Below are 22,237 nucleotides of genomic sequence, written 5' to 3'. Positions count from 1 at the left end.
CGCACTCCCCCGCCCGAACTCATTCCGAAATTACTGAAGCAGCTTCAGTACAGCGGAAGGCAGTTGGTTGGCTTGAGCCAGAACGGAGGTCGAAGCCTGCTGCAGAGTTTGCTGCTTGGTCAGGTTAGCAGTTTCTGCGGCGAAGTCGGTGTCTTGTACACGACCCTGTGCAGCAGTGGTGTTCTCAACGATGTTCTGCAGGTTGGAGATGGTGCTGGTCAGACGGTTTTGCGAAGCACCCAGGCTGGCACGGGTATCACCGATCGCAGCGATAGCAGCGTCGATTGCGGTGATGGCGGCGTCGATGTTGCTACCGGCGTTTGCAGCGTCAGTACCGGTCAGAGCCAGAGTACCTTTGTCCACGGACAGGCTGACGGCGTCGAACTTGGAGCTCAGTACCAGGTCGATGTGGTTGGCAGTACCGGTGTTAGCACCAACTTGCAGAGTCACAGTACCAGCCGAACCGTCCAGCAGGTTTTTGCCGTTCAGGTTGGTGGAAGCAGCGATACGGCTGATTTCGTCGGACATGTCGGCGAATTCAAGGTTGGTCGCTTTCTGGTCAGCAGTGCCGTTGGTGCCGGTACGTGCTTTAACAGCCAGTTCACGCATACGCTGCAGGATGTCGGTAGTAGCTTGCAGAGCGCCTTCAGCGGTCTGGGCAACGGAGATACCGTCGTTGGCGTTCTGGATAGCCTGGTTGCCACCACGGATTTGCGATTGCATACGAGTGGAGATCTGCAGGCCGGCAGCGTCGTCTTTAGCGCTGTTGATTTTCAGGCCGGAAGACAGGCGCTGCATCGAAGTCGACAGAGCGTCGGAAGCACGGTTCAGGTTCTTTTGAACGTTCAGCGACGTGGTGTTGGTGTTTACTGTTAAAGCCATGACGAATTCCTCGTTGGTTGGGTACTGCGGCTTCCGGCCCTGGCAACCGCCTGGAATGGCCTAGAGAACCTTCGTAATAGTTATCGTCGGGTTGGCAAGTTGCTTGAGGGTTTTTTGAAAAAAATTTGCCATCACCCTGCCACCCCCGAGAAAACAAGGGCTTAGCGCCCTCCCACCTGCGAAAAAATGACGCCATAAAACCGACCCCCACCTAAAGCCGCGGGCCAGTGCGGTCGCTCACGTTGCCGATCGTGCTTTTTGCAACACTTCGATCAACTCGTACTCCATCCAGTCAGCCAGCCCCAACCAGTCCTGACGCTCCTGACAATCGAGCATGTGCGTGAGTACAAAGGCCCAGTCCTGCTGAATCGGCGCAGGCGCAGCTATCAGCAACTGCTGCGCGCCTCCGAACACATCGACCATATCCAGCGCCGCCTCGACATCCCGCCCGAGCCGAAACAGCCCGGCGCACTGCCGGCACTCGTCGACGCACTGCTCAATCGTGGTCATTGCACAAACTCCTGATTGAACTGCGTCCCGGCAATCAATGCGCCCGCGCGACTGCTGTTGAAGAACTGCACCTGCGGATGCGCGGCGATATAGCGCTCCAGCACACACAGATAGCCGCGAAAATTCAGCTGGGTGCTGACCCGCTGGCCATGGCCGTCCTGCACCCAGTGCCGCGCCTGATCAACCCCCGGCCCCAGATCGCCGTCGTTCCAGCCGGCATGGGTCTTGTTCATCGGGAACGCGAAGTCAGCACCGAACAGGGTAATGCGCGACGCGCCCATCTTCACCGCCAGGTCCACCGCCGGATGAATCACGCTGCCACCGACATGCAATTGCCCGCGCGGGTATTGCTCACACAACGCGGAGTACACCGGACTGGCCGAGTAACCGCCGTAGCGCTTGCCCTTCCAGGCGGTCAGCACCACAGGATCGCTCATGGGCAGATACACCAGCGGGATGCCAGCGGAGTCCTCGAACGGCAAATGCCGGAAGCTGATGCGCTGATCGATGGTGACCACCAGATCCGGGACGATGCCGTGTTCACGCAGCGGCCGGTAAGCGGTATCGACGCACACCAACAATGGACGTTCAGCCTGCGCGTGCACCGCCGCCAGACGCTGGAAATGCCCTTCCAGGGTCGGCCCGGTGCCGATCACATAGATCTCCCGGCCATTGGCGCTGCCGAACAACTGCGCCACATCGTCATCGCCCAGCAACACCGGCAGGCAGTCCTGCAAGCGCTGTTGAATGAACGGCAAGTGTGGATCGAACTCACGATTGTTGAAGCTCAGGTGCACTTCGCTGACCAGCCGATCGCGGATCTTCGCGTTGAAGTCATCAGCCAGCAGCATCTCCGCCGGCAGGGCGAAAAACGGTGTGCAGATGTCTGACAGATCACCGGCATAGAACAGCTGCACACGCGGATCTTCCAGCCATTGCCGTTGATCAAGCAGTTGCAGCACCAGCGCGAACAACGCGCCATTGAGGATATGCACGTACAACTGCTCAAGGCCAGCGCGCTCCAGCAGCACCGCTGGCAGATCACCGAGGCCAGTGCCATACACGTGCAGCTGCGGTTTTTCCACCAGGCTGGCCGCCTGGATGCGGGCTTCGTGGACCCGGTCGTGGCGGCTGGTCAGTTGAATGCCATTAACGCTGAGCGTCGAGCCCATGCCCTGCACCAGTTCGGCTTGAACGACTGAGCCGTCTTCCGCCAGCAACCGCTCGAACAACGCCGGCCAGCGTTGCTGGATGACCTGGGCATTGGGTTGGAAAAACTCGCTCATGACGCCTCGCGTTTCGTTCGGGCAAAAAAATAGCGTTCAAGGGTAACCTTGAACGCTATTTTTGTATCCGCCGTTTTTGACCGGGCTCAAGGGCGATAGATGATCGCCGAGCCCCACGACAGACCAACGCCGAACCCGCTCAGGGCAATGCGCTGCCAGTCGGAATTGAGCACGTGTTTTTCCAGCAGCAGCGGGATGCTCGACGACACGGTATTGCCGGTCTCGACCATGTCCTTGATGAACTTCTCCGGCTCGCCTTCGAAACGCCGCGCCACCGCATCGACAATCGCCGCACTGCCCTGGTGAATGCAGAAGGCGTCGATGTCGTCAGCGTTGAGGCCGGAGTCGTCGAGCAATTCGTGCAAGTGCGCCGGGACTTTGAGCAGCGCGAAGTTGAACACCTGACGCCCGTTCATGAAGAACACGCCATCGGTGACTTTCAGGTGCGGTGCGCCGGAACCGTCGGTGCCGAACTTGGCCTTGCCCAGTGCCCAGGCCGGGTCTTCGCCCATCCAGGTGGCAGTGGCGGCATCGCCGAAGAGCATGGTGGTGTTGCGGTCTTCCGGGTCGACGATTTTCGAATACGGGTCAGCGGTGATCAGCAGGCCGTTCTTCAGGCCGGCGGCTTCCATGAAGCCCTTGATCGCGTAGATGCCGTAGACGTAACCGGAGCAGCCCAGAGAAATGTCGAACGCCGCAACATTAGTCGGCAGACCGAGTTTGTCCTGGACGATGGCAGCGGTGTGCGGCAGACCTTCTTCGTCACCGTTCTGGGTGACGACGATCAGTGCGTCGATCGATTCACGCTTCAGTTCAGGGTTGCTGGCAAACAGCGCATTGGCCGCTTCCACGCACAGATCGGAGGTTTCCTGTTCAGCGTCTTTGCGCGGCAGGAAGGCCGAACCGATTTTGCCGAGGATGAACTCTTCATCCTTCTCGAATTTTGCACCTTGTGCGTAATTGTCCACGCCGGCTACAGGAACGTAGCTCGCAATGCTTTTTATGCCAATCATTACGGCTTCCCAATAAAAAACAGCCCAAAACCACCGCTCGCAAGGATTCGAGGGGCGCCGACAAACAGAAAACGGCCGCCACAAAGGGCAGCCACGGGGAGCGCAAAGGGCTATCACTGGAACCGATACACGGCCAGGCGCCATCTCCCCGGTCAATACAATACAGTGAAGATGCGCGTTATGACTCGCAGGTCACGCTATTTTGCCGAATCGGTTGCAGATCGGGTTATTCGACCAACGACCAGTCCAGCGGCGTGCCACGTTTGATCGCCTGACGAGCGCGGCGACCGAGGACGGCATCGGTGTGCTTGGGCGGCAGACCGAGACCCGGGCGAATGGCGCGCAGATTGTCCCCGGAAAAGGGCTCACCGGCCGCCATGTCGGCAGTGACGTACAGCGAACGGCGATAGACCAGCGACTTGCGCTCGGCCTCGGTGACGCCGTAATGCACCTGGCCCATGGCCTGCCAGGCGCGTTCGGTTTCCACCACCAGACTGGCCAGCTCCGCAGGTTCCAGCGAGAAACTGGCATCGACCCCGCCCGCCGAACGGTCGAGGGTAAAGTGCTTTTCCACCACCGTCGCGCCGAGTGCCACAGCGGCCACGGACACGCCAACCCCCATGGAGTGATCGGACAGCCCCACCTCGCAACCGAACAGTTCACGCAGGTGCGGGATCGTACGCACATTGCTGTTGAGCGGGGTTGCCGGGTAAGTGCTGGTGCACTTGAGCAAGACCAGATCCTTGCACCCTGCCTCGCGGGCGGCGCGCACGGTTTCGTCGAGCTCGGCGATGCTGGCCATGCCGGTGGAGATGATCAGCGGTTTGCCGGTCGCGGCCACACGGCGGATCAATGGCAGGTCGGTGTTTTCGAAACTGGCGATCTTGTAGGCCGGCACATCAAGGCTCTCGAGAAAGTCCACCGCCGTGTCATCGAACGGCGTCGAGAACGCGAGCATCCCCAGTTCTTTGGCCCGGGCGAAAATCGGCGCGTGCCACTCCCATGGGGTATGAGCTTTCTCATACAGGTCGTAGAGCGAAGTACCGGCCCACAGGCTGTTCGGGTCCTTGATGAAAAACTCGCCCTCGGCCAGATCCAGGGTCATGGTCTGCGCGGTGTAGGTCTGCAATTTCAAGGCATGCGCGCCAGCCTTGGCGGCGGCCTCGACAATCTGCAGAGCCACCTCGAGCGACTGGTTATGGTTGCCGCTCATTTCGGCAATGATGAACGGCGGCGCATCGGCACCGATCAGGCGCTCGCCAATCTTGAAACTACTCATCGCGGTGATCCTTCAAAACCTGGGTGAACGCGCAGGCACTCTGGGTGAATCCGGCGTCACGAAATACATTCAAAGAGGGACGATTATCCGGCAGAACCTGAGCGCTAATCGCGCTCAACTGCGGCCAGTGCGCGCGAACGAACGCCTCACCTCGCGCCAGCAGCGCCCTGCCCCAGCCCAGACCGAAACGCCCGCCCAGCAGATACAGCGACACTTCAGCCTCGAATCCACGCAAGTCATAACGCAAGACGCCGACCGCGCCGTCATCGGCCTCGGCAATCAACAGCAGACGCTGCGGGTTGCGCAGGCTCGCATTGAGCCAGTTCAGGTGCTGCGGCCATTCGATTGCGCCAGTGTCCAGTGACCAGCGCCGCACAGCCTCGGCATTGCGCCCGTCGAACAGTAATTGCGCATCATCGAGGGTCGCCGGACGCAACGTGAGCACCGCGCCGGCCAGCGCCGCCGCCACGCGCAACGCACCGCGCCCGTCGACCAGTTGCCGTGAGCGCTCGGCCAGACTCTGGCGCAGATAGACATTGTCGACGACAAAACCGATGGCGTCGCGCAGTTGTTCGACGCTGACCTGCTCGCGGGCACCCATGAACACATGCGCACCGGCCGCCGCCATGACTTCGCCGTTGGCCTGCTGATTGTTCGAAACCGCGATGCAGATCGTCGGCAGACCGAGGGCCGCGCGTTCCCAACTGGTACCGCCACCGGCGCCGATAAACAGATCGGCCTCCGTCATGCGTTGCTGGAAATCGCTGACAAAACTGTGCAGGCGCCAGTGCGGCCTGGTTGCGGCCAGCGCCTGCATTTGCGCCCATGCCGGATTGTCTGCACCGGCGACGAAATCCACTTCCAGTTCGGTGAAGTCCTTCAGGGCCAACATCGCGTGATGGGTCTGCATCGCCGCGTCGAAACCACCAAAATTTACCAGCACCCGGCGGGCCCTTGGTTTGATCTCGATGGCCGAGCAGACGAATTCTTCGCGCAGCATGGCGTAGCGCGGGCCGAGCAAGGTGCGGCAGCCTTCGGGCAGCAGCGGCGCGTAGTCCTCGCTGAGGCCAGACAAGTTCTGATTGAGCAGCAGATCGACGCTGTAATGCCGGGTGGCGAGATCGTCCACCGCCGCGATCCGAGGCGCCCAGCGGCGGGCGGCGGTCTGCCACTGATGATCGAGGCCGTAGTGGTCGGCAATGATCCAGTCGAATGCAGCGTGACCTGCCAGCAAGGCGTCCAGCGCCTCGATGTCCGCCTGCCACGGCAGCATCGATTCGATGGCTTGCTGCGGGTCTTCGTCGGGGTAGACGTCAGGCAAGGTGAAGGTCTCGAAACCTTCGGCGGCCAAGGCATCGAGCCGATGCCCCGGCAACCGCCGACAGGCAAACGCGACATGACTGCCCTGTTTGCGCAGCACTCGCGCCAGCGTCAGGCAGCGGGCAATGTGGCCACTGCCGATGGTCGGCGAAGCGTCAGCGCGGATCAGCACTCTCATTGCAGTTCTCCGCCGGCCTTGAGCGCGGCGTACAGGTATTCGGCGCGTTTCCAGTCTTGCAACGTGTCGATGTCCTGCACCAGATGCCGCGGCAGTATCACCGGCAGGCTTGCGGGCGAATACAGTACCTCACCGCGCAACCACGCTTCGCTACGGCCCCAGTAGAACTGGCCGGCGTCCTGAAAGGCTTCGGGCAGATCCTGCGAGCGGGTTTGGCGAAACTCCGGGTACAACGCCGTCAATGCGCCCTGCCCGTCCAGCGTCAGCGCCCGCTGCGCCGGGAAACCAAAGCTGCACACGGAGAACGCAAAGGCTTTGTCCGGGTGCTGCTGCAGCAGCTCAAATCCTTGCCGCAGAAAGCGCGCCTGCAACAACGGTGCGGTGGCGTACACGCAGCAGGCGTAATCGAAGGCCGGCAGTTGCTGCAAGGCATGCTCGATCACCGCCGCGGTGCCGGTGAAATCATCCGCCAGTTCAGCCGGGCGCAGGAATGGCACTTGCGCACCATGGGCCAACGCCAGTTCGGCAATTTCGGCATCGTCGGTACTGACCACGACCTGTTCGAACAGGCCACTGTCGAGCGCCGTACGGATCGAGCGAACGATCATCGGCACGCCGTCGAACGGCAACAGGTTCTTGCGCGGGATGCGCTTGCTGCCGCCACGGGCCGGGATGATTGCGACGCTGTTCAAGGACGTTTTTCCAGCAGGAACCAGGTGATGTCGTCCACCGGAAACTGCGGATCACGGTGATAACCAAAGCCGTAATCGAGCAAGCGCAGATCGGTATACCGGTCGAGCATTTCTCCGGCGAAATCGCGCTTGAACAGCTTGCCGCTGTTGCCGCGATAGGACACTTCCACCGGCGCCGGATTGTAGTATTCGGCGATCAGAATGTAGCGCTGGCTCAACGCATACAACTGCGCGTAGGCAGTCGGCAGCAGCTCCGGCGCCAGATGGATCAGCACGCCTTTGCTCAGGGTCAGGTCGTAGCTGCGCTCGCGGGGGAAGTCGAACAGCGAGCCGTGCCAGATCTGCGCGATGCCCAGTGCCCGCGCCTGCGCGCAAGCGCTTTCATTGATCTCGACGCCGAACAATTCACTGTGCGGCAGCAACTGATGCAGCGCCTGCAGGTTGTTGCCGGCATTGGTGCCCAGCTCAACCACACTGTCGATGCGCCCGGCGCGGCTCAGGGCCTTGGCGAACAACGCCAGGTTGGCCGCGACCAGCGGCTGACCGATGTTGCGATCGACGTACTGGTTGCCGAAATCGCCCTGCCAGAATTTTTCCTGCTCACTCAGATCACGCATTGCACAGTCTCATTCGCCGCCGCAGCGGGATTTATTCGGTCAGCCGGCGCAATTGCTCGACCACATGATCCTGCTGCTCATCACTGAGCAGCGGATACAGCGGCAGGCTGATCGCCTCGGCGTAATAACGTTCGGCTTCGGGGAAATCGCCTTCGGCAAAACCCAGGTCGCGATAGTACGGCTGCAAATGCACAGGAATATAGTGCAGGTTCACGCCGATACCGGCGGCACGCAAGCCTTCGAACATCTGACGGTGGCTCAGGCCGATGCGCTCGGTCTGCAGGCGCACCACATACAGATGCCACGCCGATTCTGCCTCCGGCTGCGCGCTGGGCAAGGTCAGCGGCAGATACGCCAGCAACCGCTCGTAGCGCGCCGCCAGTTCGCGGCGACGGGCGATGAAGCCGTCCAGTTTGGCCAATTGCGACAGACCGAGCGCCGCCTGCAAATCGGTGATCCGGTAATTGAAGCCCAGCTCGATCTGCTGGTAATACCACGGGCCGTGGCTGGGTTCGCTCATCTGCTGCGGATCGCGGGTCATGCCGTGGCTGCGCAGGCGTTGCAGACGCTCCGCCAGTTGCGGGCGATTGGTCAGGACCATGCCGCCTTCGGCGCTGGTGATGATCTTCACCGGGTGAAAACTGAACACGGTCATCGCCGCAAATTCCCCGCAACCCACCGGGCGCCCCGCGTAGCTGGCGCCCACTGCGTGCGAGGCATCTTCGATCACGGTGAAGTTGTAGCGCTCGGCGAGTTCGGCAATCTTGCGCAGGTCGCAGCTCTGCCCGGAGAACGCCACCGCCACCAGTACTTTCGGCAACGTGCCGTCCTGCTCGGCCTGATCGAGTTTCGCCGCGAGGGCGAAGGCATCGAGGTTCCAGGTCAGCGGATCGATGTCGACGAAATCGACGTCGGCGCCGCAATAGCGCCCGCAGTTGGCCGAGGCCAGAAAGGTGTTCGGCGTGGTCCACAAGCGATCGCCCGGGCCTAGGCCGGCCGCGAGGCAGGCAATGTGCAGCGCCGCGGTGGCGTTGCACACCGCCACCGCGAAGTCGGCCTGGCAACGCTCGGCCATCGCCTGCTCGAAGCGCTGGATGGTCGGGCCCTGGGTCAGCCAGTCCGATTGCAGCACCTCGACCACTGCATCGATGTCCGCCTGATCAACGCTCTGCCGACCGTAGGGAATCATGCCGACAACTTCGCATGCAGCTCGGCGATCTGCCCGACCGAGAGGTAGTGCGGATTGGTGTCGGAGCGGTATTCGAAATCCTCACTTACCGGCCGGCCACGTTCGCCGAGCTTGTCCACGGAGAAATCGACATCGACGCTGGTAAAGCGGATGGAAGGCTGGATGGTGTAGTGGTCTGCGAATTCCAGGGTCATCCGCGCATCGTCCAGCGGCACCATCAGTTCATGCAGTTTTTCACCGGGACGAATACCGACGTTCTTGTGCGGCAGATGTTCGGCCATGCCCCGCGCCAGATCGACGATGCGAATCGACGGGATCTTCGGCACGAACACTTCGCCGCCGTGCATCCGCGCAAAGCTGTCGAGAACAAACTGTACGCCGTGATCGAGGGTGATCCAGAAGCGGGTCATGCGCTCGTCGGTGATCGGCAATTCCTGCGCGCCGTCGGCGATCAGCGTGCTGAAGAACGGCACCACCGAACCCCGCGAGCCCGCCACGTTGCCGTAGCGCACCACGGCAAAACGCGTTTGTTGTTCGCCGGCAATGTTGTTGGCGGCGACGAACAACTTGTCCGACAGCAGCTTGGTCGCGCCGTACAGGTTGATCGGGCTGGCGGCCTTGTCGGTGGACAGCGCCACGACCTTTTTCACACCGTTGTCGATGGCGGCGGCGATGATGTTCTCCGCGCCATTGACGTTGGTGCGGATGCACTCGGTCGGGTTGTACTCCGCCGCCGGCACCTGCTTGAGCGCCGCCGCGTGCACCACGTAGTCGATGCCGCGCATGGCCTGCCGCAGACGGTCGGCGTCGCGCACGTCACCAAGGAAGTAACGCATGCACGGCGCGTTGAACGTCTGCTGCATTTCGTACTGCTTGAGCTCATCGCGGGAGAACACCACCACGCGCTTGGGCTGGTATTGCTCAAGCAGACGGGCGATGAACTTGCGCCCGAACGAGCCGGTGCCGCCGGAGATGAAGATCGATTTACCGTTGAACATGTGCTGATTCCTGTTCCTTGTCCGACGGACTCAAGCGAGTAACTGCGACCAGTCGATCGAGGTATTTTCAGCCAGCGTAAAACCTTTGCCGGTGAGGGCCAGGTTCGCGTTGTAAGCCGGATCCTGCGCGAAGGCGCCGCTCCATTTCTCCCGCAAAACCTGCAGCGCCTCGGGTGCTTGCGGCAGCTCGCCGGTATGCAGTACCTGCACCGACGGCGTCCATACGATGAGGTAGCCCGCCTGCCCGGCCTTGAGGCACAGGTCGACATCGCTGAAACCGCTGGCGAAATCGACTTCGTCCAGACCGCCCAGTGCGTCGAACAACTCTTTGCGCACCATCAGACACACCTTCGACACCGCCGAGTAGTTCTGCTCGACCGCCAGACGCTGCATGTAACCCGCAGCCGCATGTTTTTCGCCGATGAAGGCCGAGCCGACGCCGCCGTTCATCCCGAGAATCAAACCGGCCTGAGAAACCTTGCCGTCGCGGTCGACCAGTTTGGCACCGACGATACCGACCTCGGGACGCTGGGCATGGTTGAGCAACGAATCGATCCAGTTCGGATTGACGATTTCGCTGTCAGTGGCCAGCAGTACCAGGTATTCACCCTGCGCCTGTTCGCTGGCGGCGTTGTACAACGCCGTCTCGCCGAGCGGCTGATCGGCACGCAGCACATTGACTTTAGGGTTACGCAGCGCGCCCAGCCAGTCATTGACCTCGGCCGACTGATTCGGATTGGCCGCAATCAGCACTTCATAACGGCTGTAACGGGTTCTGAGCAACACGCCTTCCACGCAGCGACGCAGTGCCGGCAGATCGTCGATGGCCGGTACAATGATCGACACCAGCGGCTGTTCGGTATGGCGATAATCGACTTGCCAGGTCCCCGGCAGCGACGACGTGACCTTGGCCTTGTAGCCGCGATGGGTCAAATGACGCAGCAGCGCCTGACGCTCGTGGGCCACCTCTTCTTGCACCGGAACCTGGGTAATCAGCAGTGGCTCGTCAAGATGCGCCAGCCCCTCAAGACCGCCCTGCTCAATCAGACGCAAGAGCAGGTCGAACTCCAACGCCTTGCTGAAATCAGCCTGGTAACCGCCCGCCTCAAGGAACACGTCACGACGAATCAGCCAATGGCGGGCCATCAACGACGGGTTGCTCTGCAGCAAGTCGAGATTGAAGCCGGGGCGGAACACGTCGATCAGCGCGCCCTCATCATTGCGCTGGATTTCATCGGTGGCGACCGCGCGAAGGCCAGTGGCCGACATCAATTCCAGGCCGGCACGCAGCAGGCCACCCGCCGTGAACTCATCGCCCACTTGTGCCAACAGCAGCCAGTCGCATGGCGACTGGGCCGCACTCAGGTTGAGCTTGTCGACGAAATTGCCCGGGGTGACGCGGACAAAGTGCAAGGTGTTCTGCGCCGTGGTCGCAGCCTGCGGTTCGCCCGTGGTGAAGACCACGATCTTGAAGGCTTTACTGTGGCCTTCAACCAGGCTGTCGAGGGTCACTTGCAACTGGTCGACGTCGTTGTCCAGGTCCAGCAGGAAAATGCCGAACTGTGGCCCGCCGTTGTTCGCCGCCAGGTGCGCGGCAACCAACGCTCGCTGCTCGGCGTCCGGCGTACGGCACGCCAGCCATTCGAGCAGACGACCCGAACGCATCTTGCTGAAGACCGGGTAGTGATCGGCCTTCGACACCGTCTCGAGACGCGCGTCCCAGGCAGCCATTTCCTGAGCTTGTGTGTCATCGCCGGACGCCTGCAGTTGCTCGACCAGACGCTTGACCACACGACGGTTGAACGCATTGCTGTCATGGGCCTGCCACAACCGATCGAGCACGCTTTCCGGCGTGTCGTTATTGCGGGCCTGCTGCAGGTATTCCTGGCGGGTCCAGACACCCTCGAGCTGTTCCAGTTGCACACGGCCAGCCGGCATCGCGTGCAACAGGAATTCAAACTCGGCCAGCAAATCAAAAAAGCGCTGGTTGTAGAACGGCATCTCGACGTACTGCAGTGGCCCGAAGCGGCGCTCCGGGGTTTTGGATACGTTGTTCCAGATGGACTGGAAAATCAGCTCGGCCGTCAGTGCGCGACCGGTCACCAGGCTATCGGTCATCGCCGCGAAGCTTTCCAGGGCGAACGCCTTGCGCTGCGCCTGGTCGAGGTCGGTGATGCCCGTCGGCAGCGAGGCGAGGAATTCGGCGAAGGCTTCACGCTCGGCCACCGATTTGGCATCGGTGTACGACAGCGCGTGATACACCTCGGTGTTGTGGTCGGAGAAACCGACGTTGATTTCGCGTACGACATACGGGATTGGCAGCACCCGCGCCTTGGCGTTCGCCAGCAGGTAGTAGCTGTGACCAATCTCCTGCCATTCGAAACTGGTGCCCGCCGGCAATGCCGCATACCAGTCCTGGATGATCGAGGTTCGGCACACACCATAGAACGGCGGTACGTACTGATGCATGAAGTCGAGGACGCGATCCTCGGCACGTTCCGAGGCGTAGTCTTCACAGATTTTCTTGTCGCGGCGGTAGTAACTGACACTCCCGGCCAGCGCCAGGTACATCAGGCAATAGCCGTGGCACAAACCGTAGTCGCGGTTGGCTTCAAGGAAGCTCACCGACTCGGCCAGTGACTCATGCAGGATGAAATCGTCGTCGGCAGCGAACACCATATACGGCGTGGTCAACTGCTCGACGCCATAGGTCAGTTTGGCCTGCATGCCCCAATAGGCGAATTGCGGCAGGTGCTGATAATCGACCGAGGAAAAGTCACCTTCCGGGCGCTCGGGAGAAGAGTCCAGCACCAGCACCTTGCAAGGCAGGCTGCTGTAGTACTGCAGCGCTCGACGCAAAAAAGCCGGGCGGTTGTGGGTGATCAGAACCACCGTCAGCAACTCGCTCAATGGCAGCCTGTTTTCAGTACCGTACTTGCCTTGCATAACTTCTCCCACAATCGGCGAAACCGCCCGAAAAACGCTTTGATGATGGAACCGATTAACGAACCCGACGCAGATAGCCATCCGCAGCAACGGTGATCAGCAGCTTGTCCTGCATGTGCTGGTCGATCTCGAAATCAGCGTTCTCCTTGAGGTAGGCCCAGACCGCTGTTTTCGGGTTGTCACCCGGGCCCCATGGACGATCCGGGAAGGCATCGGCCGGCATGTCTTCAACCACGGTGTCCATGACCACGCAGTAGCTGTCCAGCGAAACCAGTGGCGCATACAAACGCAGCTCTTCGAGGACGTGTTCGTGGGTATGGTTGGAGTCGAGCACCACGATCACCTTCTTGCCGGCGGCGGCCTGACGCACTTGCTCGACCACTGCCGGATCCAGGCTGGAGCCTTCGATCATGCTGATGCGCTTGATCATCGGGTGGCTTTCGATGGCTTCGCGGTTGTGCGCACGAATGTCGCGATCGATACCCAGCACTTCGCCGTGGCCCTGCAGCTCCAGCAACGAGGCGTAGTAAATGATCGAACCGCCATGGGCAATGCCACACTCGATCACCAGGTCAGGCTTGATGCGCCAGATCAGTTCCTGCATCGCCATCATGTCTTGTGGCAATTGAATGATCGGACGGCCCATCCACGAGAAGTGATAGGTGTACTTGTGTCTGGCCGACTGGTTGTAGAACTCCTGGGCCAGCGCCTTCAGGTCCTTGTCCTGGCCCTGGGCGTTGACTTCGGCGTGGCACTCCGCCTCGAAAGCTTTGATTACGTTATCGCTCATTGTCCGGTCTCTCTGAAAAGTCATTTGTTAGTCGCGCTGCCAAACGGCATTCGCGTCGAAGCACATCAATGGGTTCGCTGCGCCTCAAGCAACTGTTGCAAACGGTCGACCACCGCCCAGAACGCCATGGGTTCGTGTGTCGGATAGGGGTAATGCCCCAGATTCAAATCGATCGAAGCGCCGCGTTCACGCAGGCGTTGCTCGACCAGGGTTCTTACCGAAACCGCCTGGCCGCTGGCGCAATTGATCACGCCGTTGAAATCGCGCTGATGGACGATCGCGGCGAGGTAATCGGCGGCGCTGGCGATCGGCAAAAAGTCGCGCAACTGCTCGCCGCCAGACATGTTGAATGCCGCGTCGCCGCTATCGATCGCCCGATCCAGCGCTGCCAGCAGACTGTTGGGGTTCTGCCCTTCGCCATGCAAATAGAACAGGCGCGCCCACTGCAAAGTGAACGGATGTTCTTGCGCAAGGTTCTGCAAAAACAGGTGCAAGCTGTGCTTGGCCAACCCGTAAGGATTGCTCGGCTGGGGCGCGGTGCTTTCGCTGAGCGGGCCGCTTTGCATGCCGTATTCGAAGCAAGTGCCGGTCACCAACACTTGCTGCACGCCCGCCTCGACCGCGCCTTTGATAAAGCGGTAGTCGGCCATCAGGTTGTGCTCGAAATGGAACAGCGCCCGATAGTTCGGCAGCCCCGGCCAGGCCAGGTGCGCAAGGACGTCAATGCCGTCGGTGAGCGCCGCAATGTCCAGATCCGCCGCGTGAATATCCGCCGCGACGAATTCGACGTCATTGATCCATGGCATGCTCGCAGCCGTATCTATATTGCGTGCCACCGCGCGAACGGCGCAGCCACGCGCCAGCAACGCCGCGACCAGATGCCGGCCGACGAAACCAGTGGCCCCGGTAACCAGGACGTTCACAGGACTTTCATCTCAGGCACGGCGATCACGAAGCGCCCGTCCCACTGGCGCACCTGCGCCAGTTGCTGACTGACTTCGTGCAGCAGGTTCCACGGCAGCACCAGCACGTAATCCGGTTGTTCAATATCGATCTGCGCCGGCGCAACAATCGGGATACGACTGCCCGGCAGAAATTTGCCCTGCTTGTGCGGGTTGGCATCGGCCACCCAGGCCAGCAGATCCGGTTTGACCCCGGCGTAGTTGAGCAAGGTGTTGCCCTTGGCCGCCGCGCCGTAACCGACCACACGCTTGCCGTCGGCCTTGGCCTGCAACAGGAAGCGCAGCAGTTCATGCTTGATGCGTTCGGCTGCCGGCGCGAGGGTCGCGTAGTACTCAGGGGTTTTCACCCCGGCATCGAGTTCGGCCTGCAGTTGTTGCTGCACCGCCGGCTGCACCGCACGACGCTCACCGTCCTTGCGTTGCACGAACACCCGCAGCGAACCGCCGTGGGTGCTCAACTGACTGACGTCGAACACTTCCAGACCATTGCGCTCGCACAGGGTCTGCACGGCAGTCAGCGACAGGTAGGAATAGTGCTCGTGGTACAGCGTGTCGAACTGCGCACCGGCCATCAGCGTCAGCAGTTGCGGAAATTCGAAGGTAGCGACGCCGGTCGGCTTGAGCAGCGTGGCGAAACCACCAAGGAAATCGTTGATGTCCGGCACATGCGCGAGCACGTTGTTGGCCGCCATCAGGTCGGCGCCCCAACCTTCGCTATACAACTGCGCAGCGCTGTCGCGGCCGAAAAACACTTCACGAATCTGCAGGCCTTTTTCCCGCGCCGCTTGCGCGGTGCTGCGGGTCGGCTCGACACCCAGGCACGGAATACCGCGAGCAGCGACGTACTGCAGCAGGTAGCCGTCGTTGGCCGCCACTTCGACCACGCGGCTGTCGGCGTTCAGCGCAAAGCGCTCGACCATCTCGGCGACATAGCGCTCGGCGTGGGCCAGCCAGGTGCTGGAAAACGAACTGAAGTAGGCGTATTCGGCATCGAACAGGCTGTCGGCACGGGTGTAATCCTCGGTCTGCACCAGCCAGCATTGCTGGCAAACGGCAACCTTGAGCGGCACCCATTGTTCGGCCTGTTCCAGCCGATCGGCGTGCACATAGGCGTTGGATGGCGGCGAGGTGCCGAGGTCGATCAGCGGCAGGCTCAGCGGTGCGGCGCACCCACGGCAGTTCATAAACGCACTCCGGCAAAGTGTTGATCTAGCGCAGGATGGCTGGAATCACGCGCTGACAAATTATTGACAGGCAACGGCCAGGCAATCGCCAGCCGTGGATCGTTCACCGACAGCCCGCCCTCATGCTCCGGCGCGTAATCGGCGCTGTGCAGGTAAAGCAGTTCGGCGTCGTCGGTGAGGGTCTGGAAACCATGGGCGAAGCCGGCCGGAATCAACAGGCTGCGACCGTCGCCAGCCTTGAGGTGCTCGGCGTGCCAGTGCAGAAAGGTCTCGGAGTCAGGACGCAGATCCACCGCCACGTCCCACACTTCACCGCGCAGGCAGGTGATCAGCTTGGCTTCCGGGGCGTTGGCGTTCTGGTAATGCAGACCGCGCACACTGCCCTTCTCGCGAGTGCAGGAGTGGTTGATCTGGCGGATGTGAAATTCGCTGCCGAACGCACTCAGGCTGCCCTCGCAGAACAGCCGGGCGAAATGCCCGCGCTGATCTTCGAAGCGTTTGTGCTGCACGCTGAACAGCCCGGCCAGCGGCAATTGTTTCAAGGAAAACTCGCTCACAGCGCGCCCCGGTACAGGTTCAGTTGGCCGAGGGTCACGGTGCGCATGTCATCGCCGTTCTGCCACGCCAGATGCCAGTCGAGGGTCTGGGTCAGGCATTGCTGCAAGGTCCAGCGTGGCTGCCAGCCGAGCACCTGACGGGCGCGACTACTGTCGAGGCGCAGCAGGCCAGCTTCGTGCAATTCACTTTTTTCGATGCGCAGACCGCGTGCCTGCGGCCAGCGACTGGCGAGCAGCTCGACCACTTCGCCGACGCTGCACATGTCCGCCTCGCCGGGTCCGAAGTTCCACGCCCCGGCGTATTCCGGGCCTTGCTCGTAGAGGCCGGCAGCCAGTTGCAGGTAACCAGCCAGCGGTTCCAGCGCGTGCTGCCACGGGCGCACGGCTTGCGGATAACGCAGGGTCACCGGCTCGTCGGCAGTCCAGGCTTTGAGCACGTCGGGAATCAGCCGTTCAGGGGCGAAGTCGCCGCCACCCAGCACGTTGCCGGCGCGCGCGGTGGCCAGGGCCAGACCGTGCTCGGCGTACTTGTCGGCCGGGAAAAACGACGCCGCATAAGACTGCGCCAACAGTTCGCAGCAAGCCTTGCTGCTGCTGTAAGGATCGTGACCGCCGAGGGCTTCGTCTTCGCGGTACGGCCACAGCCATTCCTTGTTGGCGTAGACCTTGTCGGTGGTCACCAGCACGCAGGCGCGCACGCAACCGACCTGACGAATCGCTTCGAGCAGGTTCAGCGTGCCCATGACATTGCTGGAATAAGTGCCCAGCGGATCGCGATAACCTTCACGCACCAGCGGCTGCGCGGCCAAGTGCAGGACGATTTCCGGCTCGGTGTCGGCGATGATCTCCAGCAACGCGCCGAGATCGCGCAGGTCGCCGCGCTGATCGTTGATCCCTTCGTGAACCCGTGCCAGTTCATACAGGCTTGGTTCGGTTGACGGATCCAGCGAGAAACCGCTGACGTGCGCGCCGAGGCTTTGCAGCCACAGGGTCAGCCAGCTGCCTTTGAAACCGGTGTGGCCGGTAATCAGGACGCGCTTGCCACGCCAGAAATCCGCACTCAGGCCCATTGCTTCCATGGGGCCTCCCCGCTCTGCCACAGCGCTTCGAGGTGGTTTTTGTCGCGCAGGGTGTCCATGGGTTGCCAGAAGCCGTCGTGCTCGAACGCCTTGAGCTGTTCATCCTGGGCCAGCCGTGCCAATGGCTCAGCCTCCCAGGTGGTTTCATCACCCGCGATATACGGCAACACTTTTGGCGACAGGACAAAAAACCCGCCATTGATCCAGCCGCCGTCACCGCGTGGTTTTTCAGTGAAACCGAGGACCTGATCACCCTGGCGCTCCAGGGCGCCGTAACGACCCGGTGGTTGCACCGCCGTCACGGTCGCCAGGCGGCCATGGGCCTTGTGGTACTCGACCAACTGGCGAATGTTCAGATCGGAAACGCCGTCGCCGTAAGTGAAGCAGAACGCCTCTTCATCCTTCAGATAACGGCCGGCACGCAGCAGACGGCCACCGGTCATGGTTTCCTCGCCGGTGTCGATGAGGGTGACACTCCATGGCTCGCTGTAATTCTGATGCACGTCCATGCGGTTCTCGCGCATGTTGAACGTGACGTCGGAAGTGTGCAGGAAGTAATTGGCGAAGAAGTCCTTGATCGCGTAGCCCTTGTAGCCCAGGCAGATCACGAAGTCGTGGATTCCGTGAGCGGAATACTGCTTCATGATGTGCCAGAGAATTGGCTTGCCGCCGATCTCGATCATCGGCTTGGGCTTGAGGTGCGACTCTTCACTGATGCGCGTGCCGAGGCCACCCGCCAAAATTACTGCCTTCATCGTCTCCCCTCTTGTTCTTCACCGGGCTGCGCAGAGCTTTCTTGAGCGGCGCGCGCCTTCTGGCCAAACCTTTTGCCGCTGGCGGCGCCGCGGCGATGACCGCAAGCGCTCGTTTTATGGCGATTTGAGGGGGACTTGCAGGAAACGCGCCAGCTCGGTGCGCAGTGTGTGGCAGGACGTGCGGCCATGAAAAAAGGGATGAATCCGTCATCGGATTCATCCCTTTCATCGAGCTGTTACAACGATTGGAACGAATCAGCCAAACATGCTGAACCCGTCATTGATCGGCAGAACATCACCGTTGGCCGCTTTGAAGTGCTCGATGGTGTTGCCACCGGCGAACCAGTCCTGCAGTTTTACGCCTTGGGCGGTTGGATCGGACAGTGGGGAATGGCCGTCGTTGAGGTACAGGTCATCGCCTACCCGTGCCAACTGCAACGTACTGGCCGAGCGGATGTTATTCAGGATCAAGGTGTCATTGGTGCTGAGCCCGTCATCCCGAATCGTCACCAACATACCGGTGTTGACGAAATAGATGTCATCCCCCTCTCCGCCATTGGCGAAGCCGGTGGCCTTCATCTGCCCGAAGGCAGTACCCAGGGCGCCAAAGGTCAACGCATCATTACCCGCGCCGCCGAGCAGGACAAAGTTCGCACCTGTACCGAGCAGATCATCGTTGCCTTCCCCGCCATCTGCGGTACCACTGACGACATAAATGGTGTCATGCCCGGCCTCGCCATAGGCGATGGTGCCACGGTCGTCCGGGGCACTGACGATCTTGTCGTTGCCAGTGCCACCGAACAACATGTCGGCTTGTGGACCCGCGGCAGCCACGTCGACGGCGAACGGCCCGAGCTCGGTGTAGAAGCTGCCGTAGATGATGTCATTGCCATCCCCGCCATAAATGGTGTCATTGCCGAGACCGCCTTCAAGTCCGTTGGCCAGCGCATTGCCGGTCAGAATGTCATTGAAGTGGGTGCCGATAATGCTCTCGACGTTGATCAGCACATCGCCCTGCGCGTCGCCTCCCTGATTGAAGCCGGTTTGCAAATTGATGTTCACCGCCGCGGTGCTGTTGAGGTACCAGACAGTGTCGACCCCTTCACGAGCGTCAATCACATCGGCACCACCGCCGCCGACGAAGTTGTCATTGATCGCGGTACCGGACAAGGTGTCGGCAAAATTGCTGCCCTGGAAGATCTCTATCCCGGCAAAGGTATCGCCAGTGGCATCACCAGCGTTGACGTTGGTTTTCAGGTCGATAGTGACACCACTGGCAGACGACTGGTAGCTGACCAGATCGAAGCCCGTACCACCGTCGAATGCCAGTGCGGCAGCACCGCCAACAAAGACGTCGTTGAAGTTTGAACCACGCATCGCTTCGATGCTGTTGTAGGTATCACCCAGCGCGATCCCGGTATTGATACCGGTTGTCAGGTTGACGCTGACGCCCACGGTGCTGTCAAGGTACGACACGGTGTCCATGCCGGCGCCACCAATGAATTGGTCGGCACCACCACCGCCATAGAACACGTCGTTGCCGTTGCCGCCAGTGATGATGTTGTCACTGGCATTGCCCCAGCCGATAAACGAAGCCGTGCCGGTGTAGGTCAGGCGCTCGACGTTCGCCGCCAGCGTATGGTCCTTGTAGCTGACCCGTACTTCATCGTTGCCGCCGCCGGCCTGCTCGATGACGGTCACACCGCCACCCGAGACATAGTAAATGTCATCGCCGGCGCCGCCATCGTAGGTAACAAAGAGAGAAGCTTCGGTGGTGAAGGTATCGTTGAATGCCGACCCGATGACCTTCTCGATACCGGCCAGGGTCATACCCTGCGAATCGCCGCCAACGCCCGCCAGCCCGGTGCCCGGACGGATATCGACATTGATGCCGGCAGCAGAGGTCGAGAAATCGACAGTATCAATACCTTCACCGCCATCGACGCCGGAAATTCGGGTATCGACCACGAACGTGTCGTTGAATCTGGAACCGGCGATCACCTCGATGCCGTTGAACGTATCACCTGCACCGATCCCCGAAATGATGCCGGTTTTCAGGTTGATGCTCATGGCCACCGTACTGTCGAGGTACGACACGGTGTCGCGACCAGCGCCACCAATGAACTGGTCGGCACCACCACCGCCATAGAACACGTCGTTGCCGCTGCCGCCAGTGATGATGTTGTCGCTGGCATTGCCCCAACCGGTAAACGAGCCAGTGCCGGTGTAGGTCAGGCGCTCGACGTTGGCCGCCAGCGTATGGTCCTTGTAGCTGACCCGTACTTCATCGTTACCGCCGCCAGCCTGCTCGATGACGGTCACACCGCCACCCGAGACATAGTAAATGTCATCGCCGGCGCCGCCATCGTAGGTAACAAAGAGAGAAGCTTCGGTGGTGAAGGTATCGCTGAATGCCGACCCGATGACCTTCTCGATACCGGCCAGGGTCATACCCTGCGAATCGCCGCCAACGCCCGCCAACCCGGTGCCCGGACGGATATCGACATTGATGCCGGCAGCAGAGGTCGAGAAATCGACAGTATCAATACCTTCACCGCCATCGACGCCGGAAATTCGGGTATCGACCACGAACGTGTCGTTGAATCTGGAACCGGCGATCACCTCGATGCCGTTGAACGTATCACCTGCACCAATCCCCGAAATGACGCCGGTTTTCAGGTTGATGTTCATGGCCACCGTGCTGTCCAGATACGACACGGTGTCGCGACCGGCGCCACCGAAGAACTGGTCGGCACCGCCACCGCCATAGAACACGTCGTTGCCGCTGCCGCCAGTGATGATGTTGTCGCTGGCATTGCCCCAGCCGGTAAACGGGCCAGTGCCGGTGTAGGTCAGGCGCTCGACGTTGGCCGCCAGCATATGGTCCTTGTAGCTGACCCGTACTTCATCGTTACCGCCGCCAGCCTGCTCGATGACGGTCACACCGCCACCCGAGACATAGTAAATGTCATTGCCGGCGCCGCCATCGTAGGTAACAAAGAGAGAAGCTTCGGTGGTGAAGGTATCGCTGAATGCCGACCCGATGACCTTCTCGATACCGGCCAGGGTCATACCCTGCGAATCGCCGCCAACGCCCGCCAGCCCAGTGCCCGGACGGATATCGACATTGATGCCGGCAGCAGAGGTCGAGAAATCGACAGTATCAATACCTTCACCGCCATCGACACCGGAAATTCGGGTATCGACCACGAACGTGTCGTTGAATCTGGAACCGGCGATCACCTCGATGCCGTTGAACGTATCACCTGCACCGATCCCCGAAATGACGCCGGTTTTCAGGTTGATGCTCATGGCCACCGTACTGTCGAGGTACGACACGGTGTCGCGACCAGCGCCACCAATGAACTGGTCGGCACCACCACCGCCATAGAACACGTCATTGCCGCTGCCGCCAGTGATGATGTTGTCGCTGGCATTGCCCCAGCCGGTAAACGGGCCAGTGCCGGTGTAGGTCAGACGCTCGACGTTGGCCGCCAGCATATGGTCCTTGTAGCTGACACGCACTTCATCGTTGCCGCCGCCCGCCTGCTCGATGACGGTCACACCGCCACCCGAGACATAGTAAATGTCATTGCCGGCGCCGCCATCGTAGGTAGCAAAGAGAGAAGCTTCGGTGGTGAAGGTATCGTTGAACGCCGAGCCGATGACTTTTTCGACGTTGGTCAGGGTGTCGCCCTGCGAGTCGCCGCCAACACCGGCCAGACCGGTACCCGGCCGGATGTCGATATTGACCCCCGCTGCGGAAGCCGAGTAGTCGACCGTATCAAAACCGGCCCCACCGTCGATCTTGTCCGCACCGGCACTGCCCTTGATCAGGTCGTTGCCATCCAGACCATTGATCTGATCATCGTCACTGGTACCGTTCAGCGTATCCGCGCCGTTTGTCCCGTTTATAACTGCCATTACTTCTTCCTTGCCTTGTTTGTGAACCGGTACAGGCCAGCGTGGCGATCACACGACATCGCGGCGAAATTTTCTG

The 22,237-nt window shown here is 60.9% G+C and carries 18 protein-coding genes; all 18 read right to left on the bottom strand.

What is annotated here, in order from left to right:
- Nucleotides 1-30: 30 nt before the first annotated feature.
- Nucleotides 31-882, bottom strand: coding sequence for a flagellin domain-containing protein (locus tag ABV589_RS22885; RefSeq protein WP_367083837.1), 852 nt, complete (start codon nucleotides 880-882; stop codon nucleotides 31-33).
- Nucleotides 883-1,119: 237 nt separating this feature from the next.
- The gene (locus ABV589_RS22880) at nucleotides 1,120-1,392 is read right to left on the bottom strand and encodes a hypothetical protein (RefSeq protein ID WP_367083835.1); all 273 of its coding nucleotides are present in this window, start codon (nucleotides 1,390-1,392) and stop codon (nucleotides 1,120-1,122) included.
- The gene (locus ABV589_RS22875; protein WP_367083833.1) at nucleotides 1,389-2,678 is read right to left on the bottom strand and encodes a 6-hydroxymethylpterin diphosphokinase MptE-like protein; all 1,290 of its coding nucleotides are present in this window, start codon (nucleotides 2,676-2,678) and stop codon (nucleotides 1,389-1,391) included. The genes ABV589_RS22880 and ABV589_RS22875 overlap by 4 nt, the downstream gene beginning before the upstream one ends.
- Before the next feature lie 86 nt (nucleotides 2,679-2,764).
- Entirely contained in the window at nucleotides 2,765-3,691 is a 927-nt protein-coding gene (locus ABV589_RS22870) for a ketoacyl-ACP synthase III (RefSeq protein WP_367083831.1), read from the bottom strand.
- A gap of 226 nt (nucleotides 3,692-3,917) precedes the next feature.
- A complete protein-coding gene (gene pseI, locus ABV589_RS22865) occupies nucleotides 3,918-4,970 on the bottom strand; it encodes a pseudaminic acid synthase (RefSeq protein ID WP_367083829.1) in 1,053 nt (350 codons plus the stop codon).
- Nucleotides 4,963-6,468 carry a UDP-2,4-diacetamido-2,4,6-trideoxy-beta-L-altropyranose hydrolase gene (gene pseG, locus ABV589_RS22860; protein ID WP_367083827.1) on the bottom strand — a complete coding sequence of 502 codons (1,506 nt, stop codon included), beginning with the start codon at nucleotides 6,466-6,468 and terminating at the stop codon, nucleotides 4,963-4,965. Before pseG ends, pseI begins: the two co-directional genes overlap by 8 nt.
- Complete coding sequence (pseF, locus tag ABV589_RS22855; protein WP_367083825.1) at nucleotides 6,465-7,160, bottom strand: pseudaminic acid cytidylyltransferase; 696 nt, start codon at nucleotides 7,158-7,160, stop codon at nucleotides 6,465-6,467. Before pseF ends, pseG begins: the two co-directional genes overlap by 4 nt.
- A complete protein-coding gene (locus tag ABV589_RS22850) occupies nucleotides 7,157-7,777 on the bottom strand; it encodes a pseudaminic acid biosynthesis-associated methylase (RefSeq protein ID WP_367083823.1) in 621 nt (206 codons plus the stop codon). Before ABV589_RS22850 ends, pseF begins: the two co-directional genes overlap by 4 nt.
- A 31-nt stretch (nucleotides 7,778-7,808) precedes the next feature.
- Nucleotides 7,809-8,966, bottom strand: a complete 1,158-nt coding sequence (pseC, locus tag ABV589_RS22845) for a UDP-4-amino-4,6-dideoxy-N-acetyl-beta-L-altrosamine transaminase (protein WP_367083822.1) — start codon at nucleotides 8,964-8,966, stop codon at nucleotides 7,809-7,811.
- Nucleotides 8,963-9,964, bottom strand: a complete 1,002-nt coding sequence (pseB, locus tag ABV589_RS22840) for a UDP-N-acetylglucosamine 4,6-dehydratase (inverting) (protein WP_367083820.1) — start codon at nucleotides 9,962-9,964, stop codon at nucleotides 8,963-8,965. The genes pseC and pseB overlap by 4 nt, the downstream gene beginning before the upstream one ends.
- Before the next feature lie 30 nt (nucleotides 9,965-9,994).
- Nucleotides 9,995-12,910, bottom strand: coding sequence for a TIGR00180 family glycosyltransferase (locus tag ABV589_RS22835; protein ID WP_367083818.1), 2,916 nt, complete (start codon nucleotides 12,908-12,910; stop codon nucleotides 9,995-9,997).
- Between the two features lie 55 nt (nucleotides 12,911-12,965).
- Nucleotides 12,966-13,700, bottom strand: a complete 735-nt coding sequence (locus ABV589_RS22830) for a cephalosporin hydroxylase family protein (protein ID WP_367083816.1) — start codon at nucleotides 13,698-13,700, stop codon at nucleotides 12,966-12,968.
- A gap of 65 nt (nucleotides 13,701-13,765) precedes the next feature.
- Complete coding sequence (locus ABV589_RS22825) at nucleotides 13,766-14,623, bottom strand: NAD(P)-dependent oxidoreductase (protein ID WP_367083814.1); 858 nt, start codon at nucleotides 14,621-14,623, stop codon at nucleotides 13,766-13,768.
- Nucleotides 14,620-15,846 (bottom strand): class I SAM-dependent methyltransferase, encoded by a 1,227-nt coding sequence (locus tag ABV589_RS22820; RefSeq protein WP_367083812.1) that lies wholly within the window; start codon nucleotides 15,844-15,846, stop codon nucleotides 14,620-14,622. The genes ABV589_RS22825 and ABV589_RS22820 overlap by 4 nt, the downstream gene beginning before the upstream one ends.
- Nucleotides 15,843-16,403: a dTDP-4-dehydrorhamnose 3,5-epimerase gene (rfbC, locus tag ABV589_RS22815; RefSeq protein ID WP_166495459.1), complete on the bottom strand. Its 561-nt coding sequence runs from the start codon at nucleotides 16,401-16,403 to the stop codon at nucleotides 15,843-15,845. Before rfbC ends, ABV589_RS22820 begins: the two co-directional genes overlap by 4 nt.
- A complete protein-coding gene (gene rfbG / locus ABV589_RS22810; RefSeq protein ID WP_367083810.1) occupies nucleotides 16,400-17,482 on the bottom strand; it encodes a CDP-glucose 4,6-dehydratase in 1,083 nt (360 codons plus the stop codon). Before rfbG ends, rfbC begins: the two co-directional genes overlap by 4 nt.
- The gene (rfbF, locus tag ABV589_RS22805) at nucleotides 17,464-18,237 is read right to left on the bottom strand and encodes a glucose-1-phosphate cytidylyltransferase (protein ID WP_007966191.1); all 774 of its coding nucleotides are present in this window, start codon (nucleotides 18,235-18,237) and stop codon (nucleotides 17,464-17,466) included. Before rfbF ends, rfbG begins: the two co-directional genes overlap by 19 nt.
- Nucleotides 18,238-18,492: 255 nt before the next feature.
- A complete protein-coding gene (locus tag ABV589_RS22800; protein WP_367083808.1) occupies nucleotides 18,493-22,161 on the bottom strand; it encodes a calcium-binding protein in 3,669 nt (1,222 codons plus the stop codon).
- Nucleotides 22,162-22,237 lie beyond the last annotated feature (76 nt).

The sequence above is a fragment of the Pseudomonas sp. HOU2 genome (assembly GCF_040729435.1).
GTDB lineage: Bacteria > Pseudomonadota > Gammaproteobacteria > Pseudomonadales > Pseudomonadaceae > Aquipseudomonas.
Note: the sequence above shows the minus strand (reverse complement) of the source record. Positions and strands in the feature narration are given on the sequence as shown.

Bases quoted from the DNA above. Each gene is read 5' to 3' on its own strand.
- ABV589_RS22885 (WP_367083837.1), bottom strand. From the start codon at position 882: ATGGCTTTAACAGTAAACACCAACACCACGTCGCTGAACGTTCAAAAG.
- ABV589_RS22880 (WP_367083835.1), bottom strand. From the start codon at position 1,392: ATGACCACGATTGAGCAGTGCGTCGACGAGTGCCGGCAGTGCGCCGGG.
- ABV589_RS22875 (WP_367083833.1), bottom strand. From the start codon at position 2,678: ATGAGCGAGTTTTTCCAACCCAATGCCCAGGTCATCCAGCAACGCTGG.
- ABV589_RS22870 (WP_367083831.1), bottom strand. From the start codon at position 3,691: ATGATTGGCATAAAAAGCATTGCGAGCTACGTTCCTGTAGCCGGCGTG.
- pseI (WP_367083829.1), bottom strand. From the start codon at position 4,970: ATGAGTAGTTTCAAGATTGGCGAGCGCCTGATCGGTGCCGATGCGCCG.
- pseG (WP_367083827.1), bottom strand. From the start codon at position 6,468: ATGAGAGTGCTGATCCGCGCTGACGCTTCGCCGACCATCGGCAGTGGC.
- ABV589_RS22850 (WP_367083823.1), bottom strand. From the start codon at position 7,777: ATGCGTGATCTGAGTGAGCAGGAAAAATTCTGGCAGGGCGATTTCGGC.
- pseC (WP_367083822.1), bottom strand. From the start codon at position 8,966: ATGATTCCCTACGGTCGGCAGAGCGTTGATCAGGCGGACATCGATGCA.
- pseB (WP_367083820.1), bottom strand. From the start codon at position 9,964: ATGTTCAACGGTAAATCGATCTTCATCTCCGGCGGCACCGGCTCGTTC.
- ABV589_RS22835 (WP_367083818.1), bottom strand. From the start codon at position 12,910: ATGCAAGGCAAGTACGGTACTGAAAACAGGCTGCCATTGAGCGAGTTG.
- ABV589_RS22830 (WP_367083816.1), bottom strand. From the start codon at position 13,700: ATGAGCGATAACGTAATCAAAGCTTTCGAGGCGGAGTGCCACGCCGAA.
- ABV589_RS22820 (WP_367083812.1), bottom strand. From the start codon at position 15,846: ATGAACTGCCGTGGGTGCGCCGCACCGCTGAGCCTGCCGCTGATCGAC.
- rfbG (WP_367083810.1), bottom strand. From the start codon at position 17,482: ATGGAAGCAATGGGCCTGAGTGCGGATTTCTGGCGTGGCAAGCGCGTC.
- rfbF (WP_007966191.1), bottom strand. From the start codon at position 18,237: ATGAAGGCAGTAATTTTGGCGGGTGGCCTCGGCACGCGCATCAGTGAA.
- ABV589_RS22800 (WP_367083808.1), bottom strand. From the start codon at position 22,161: ATGGCAGTTATAAACGGGACAAACGGCGCGGATACGCTGAACGGTACC.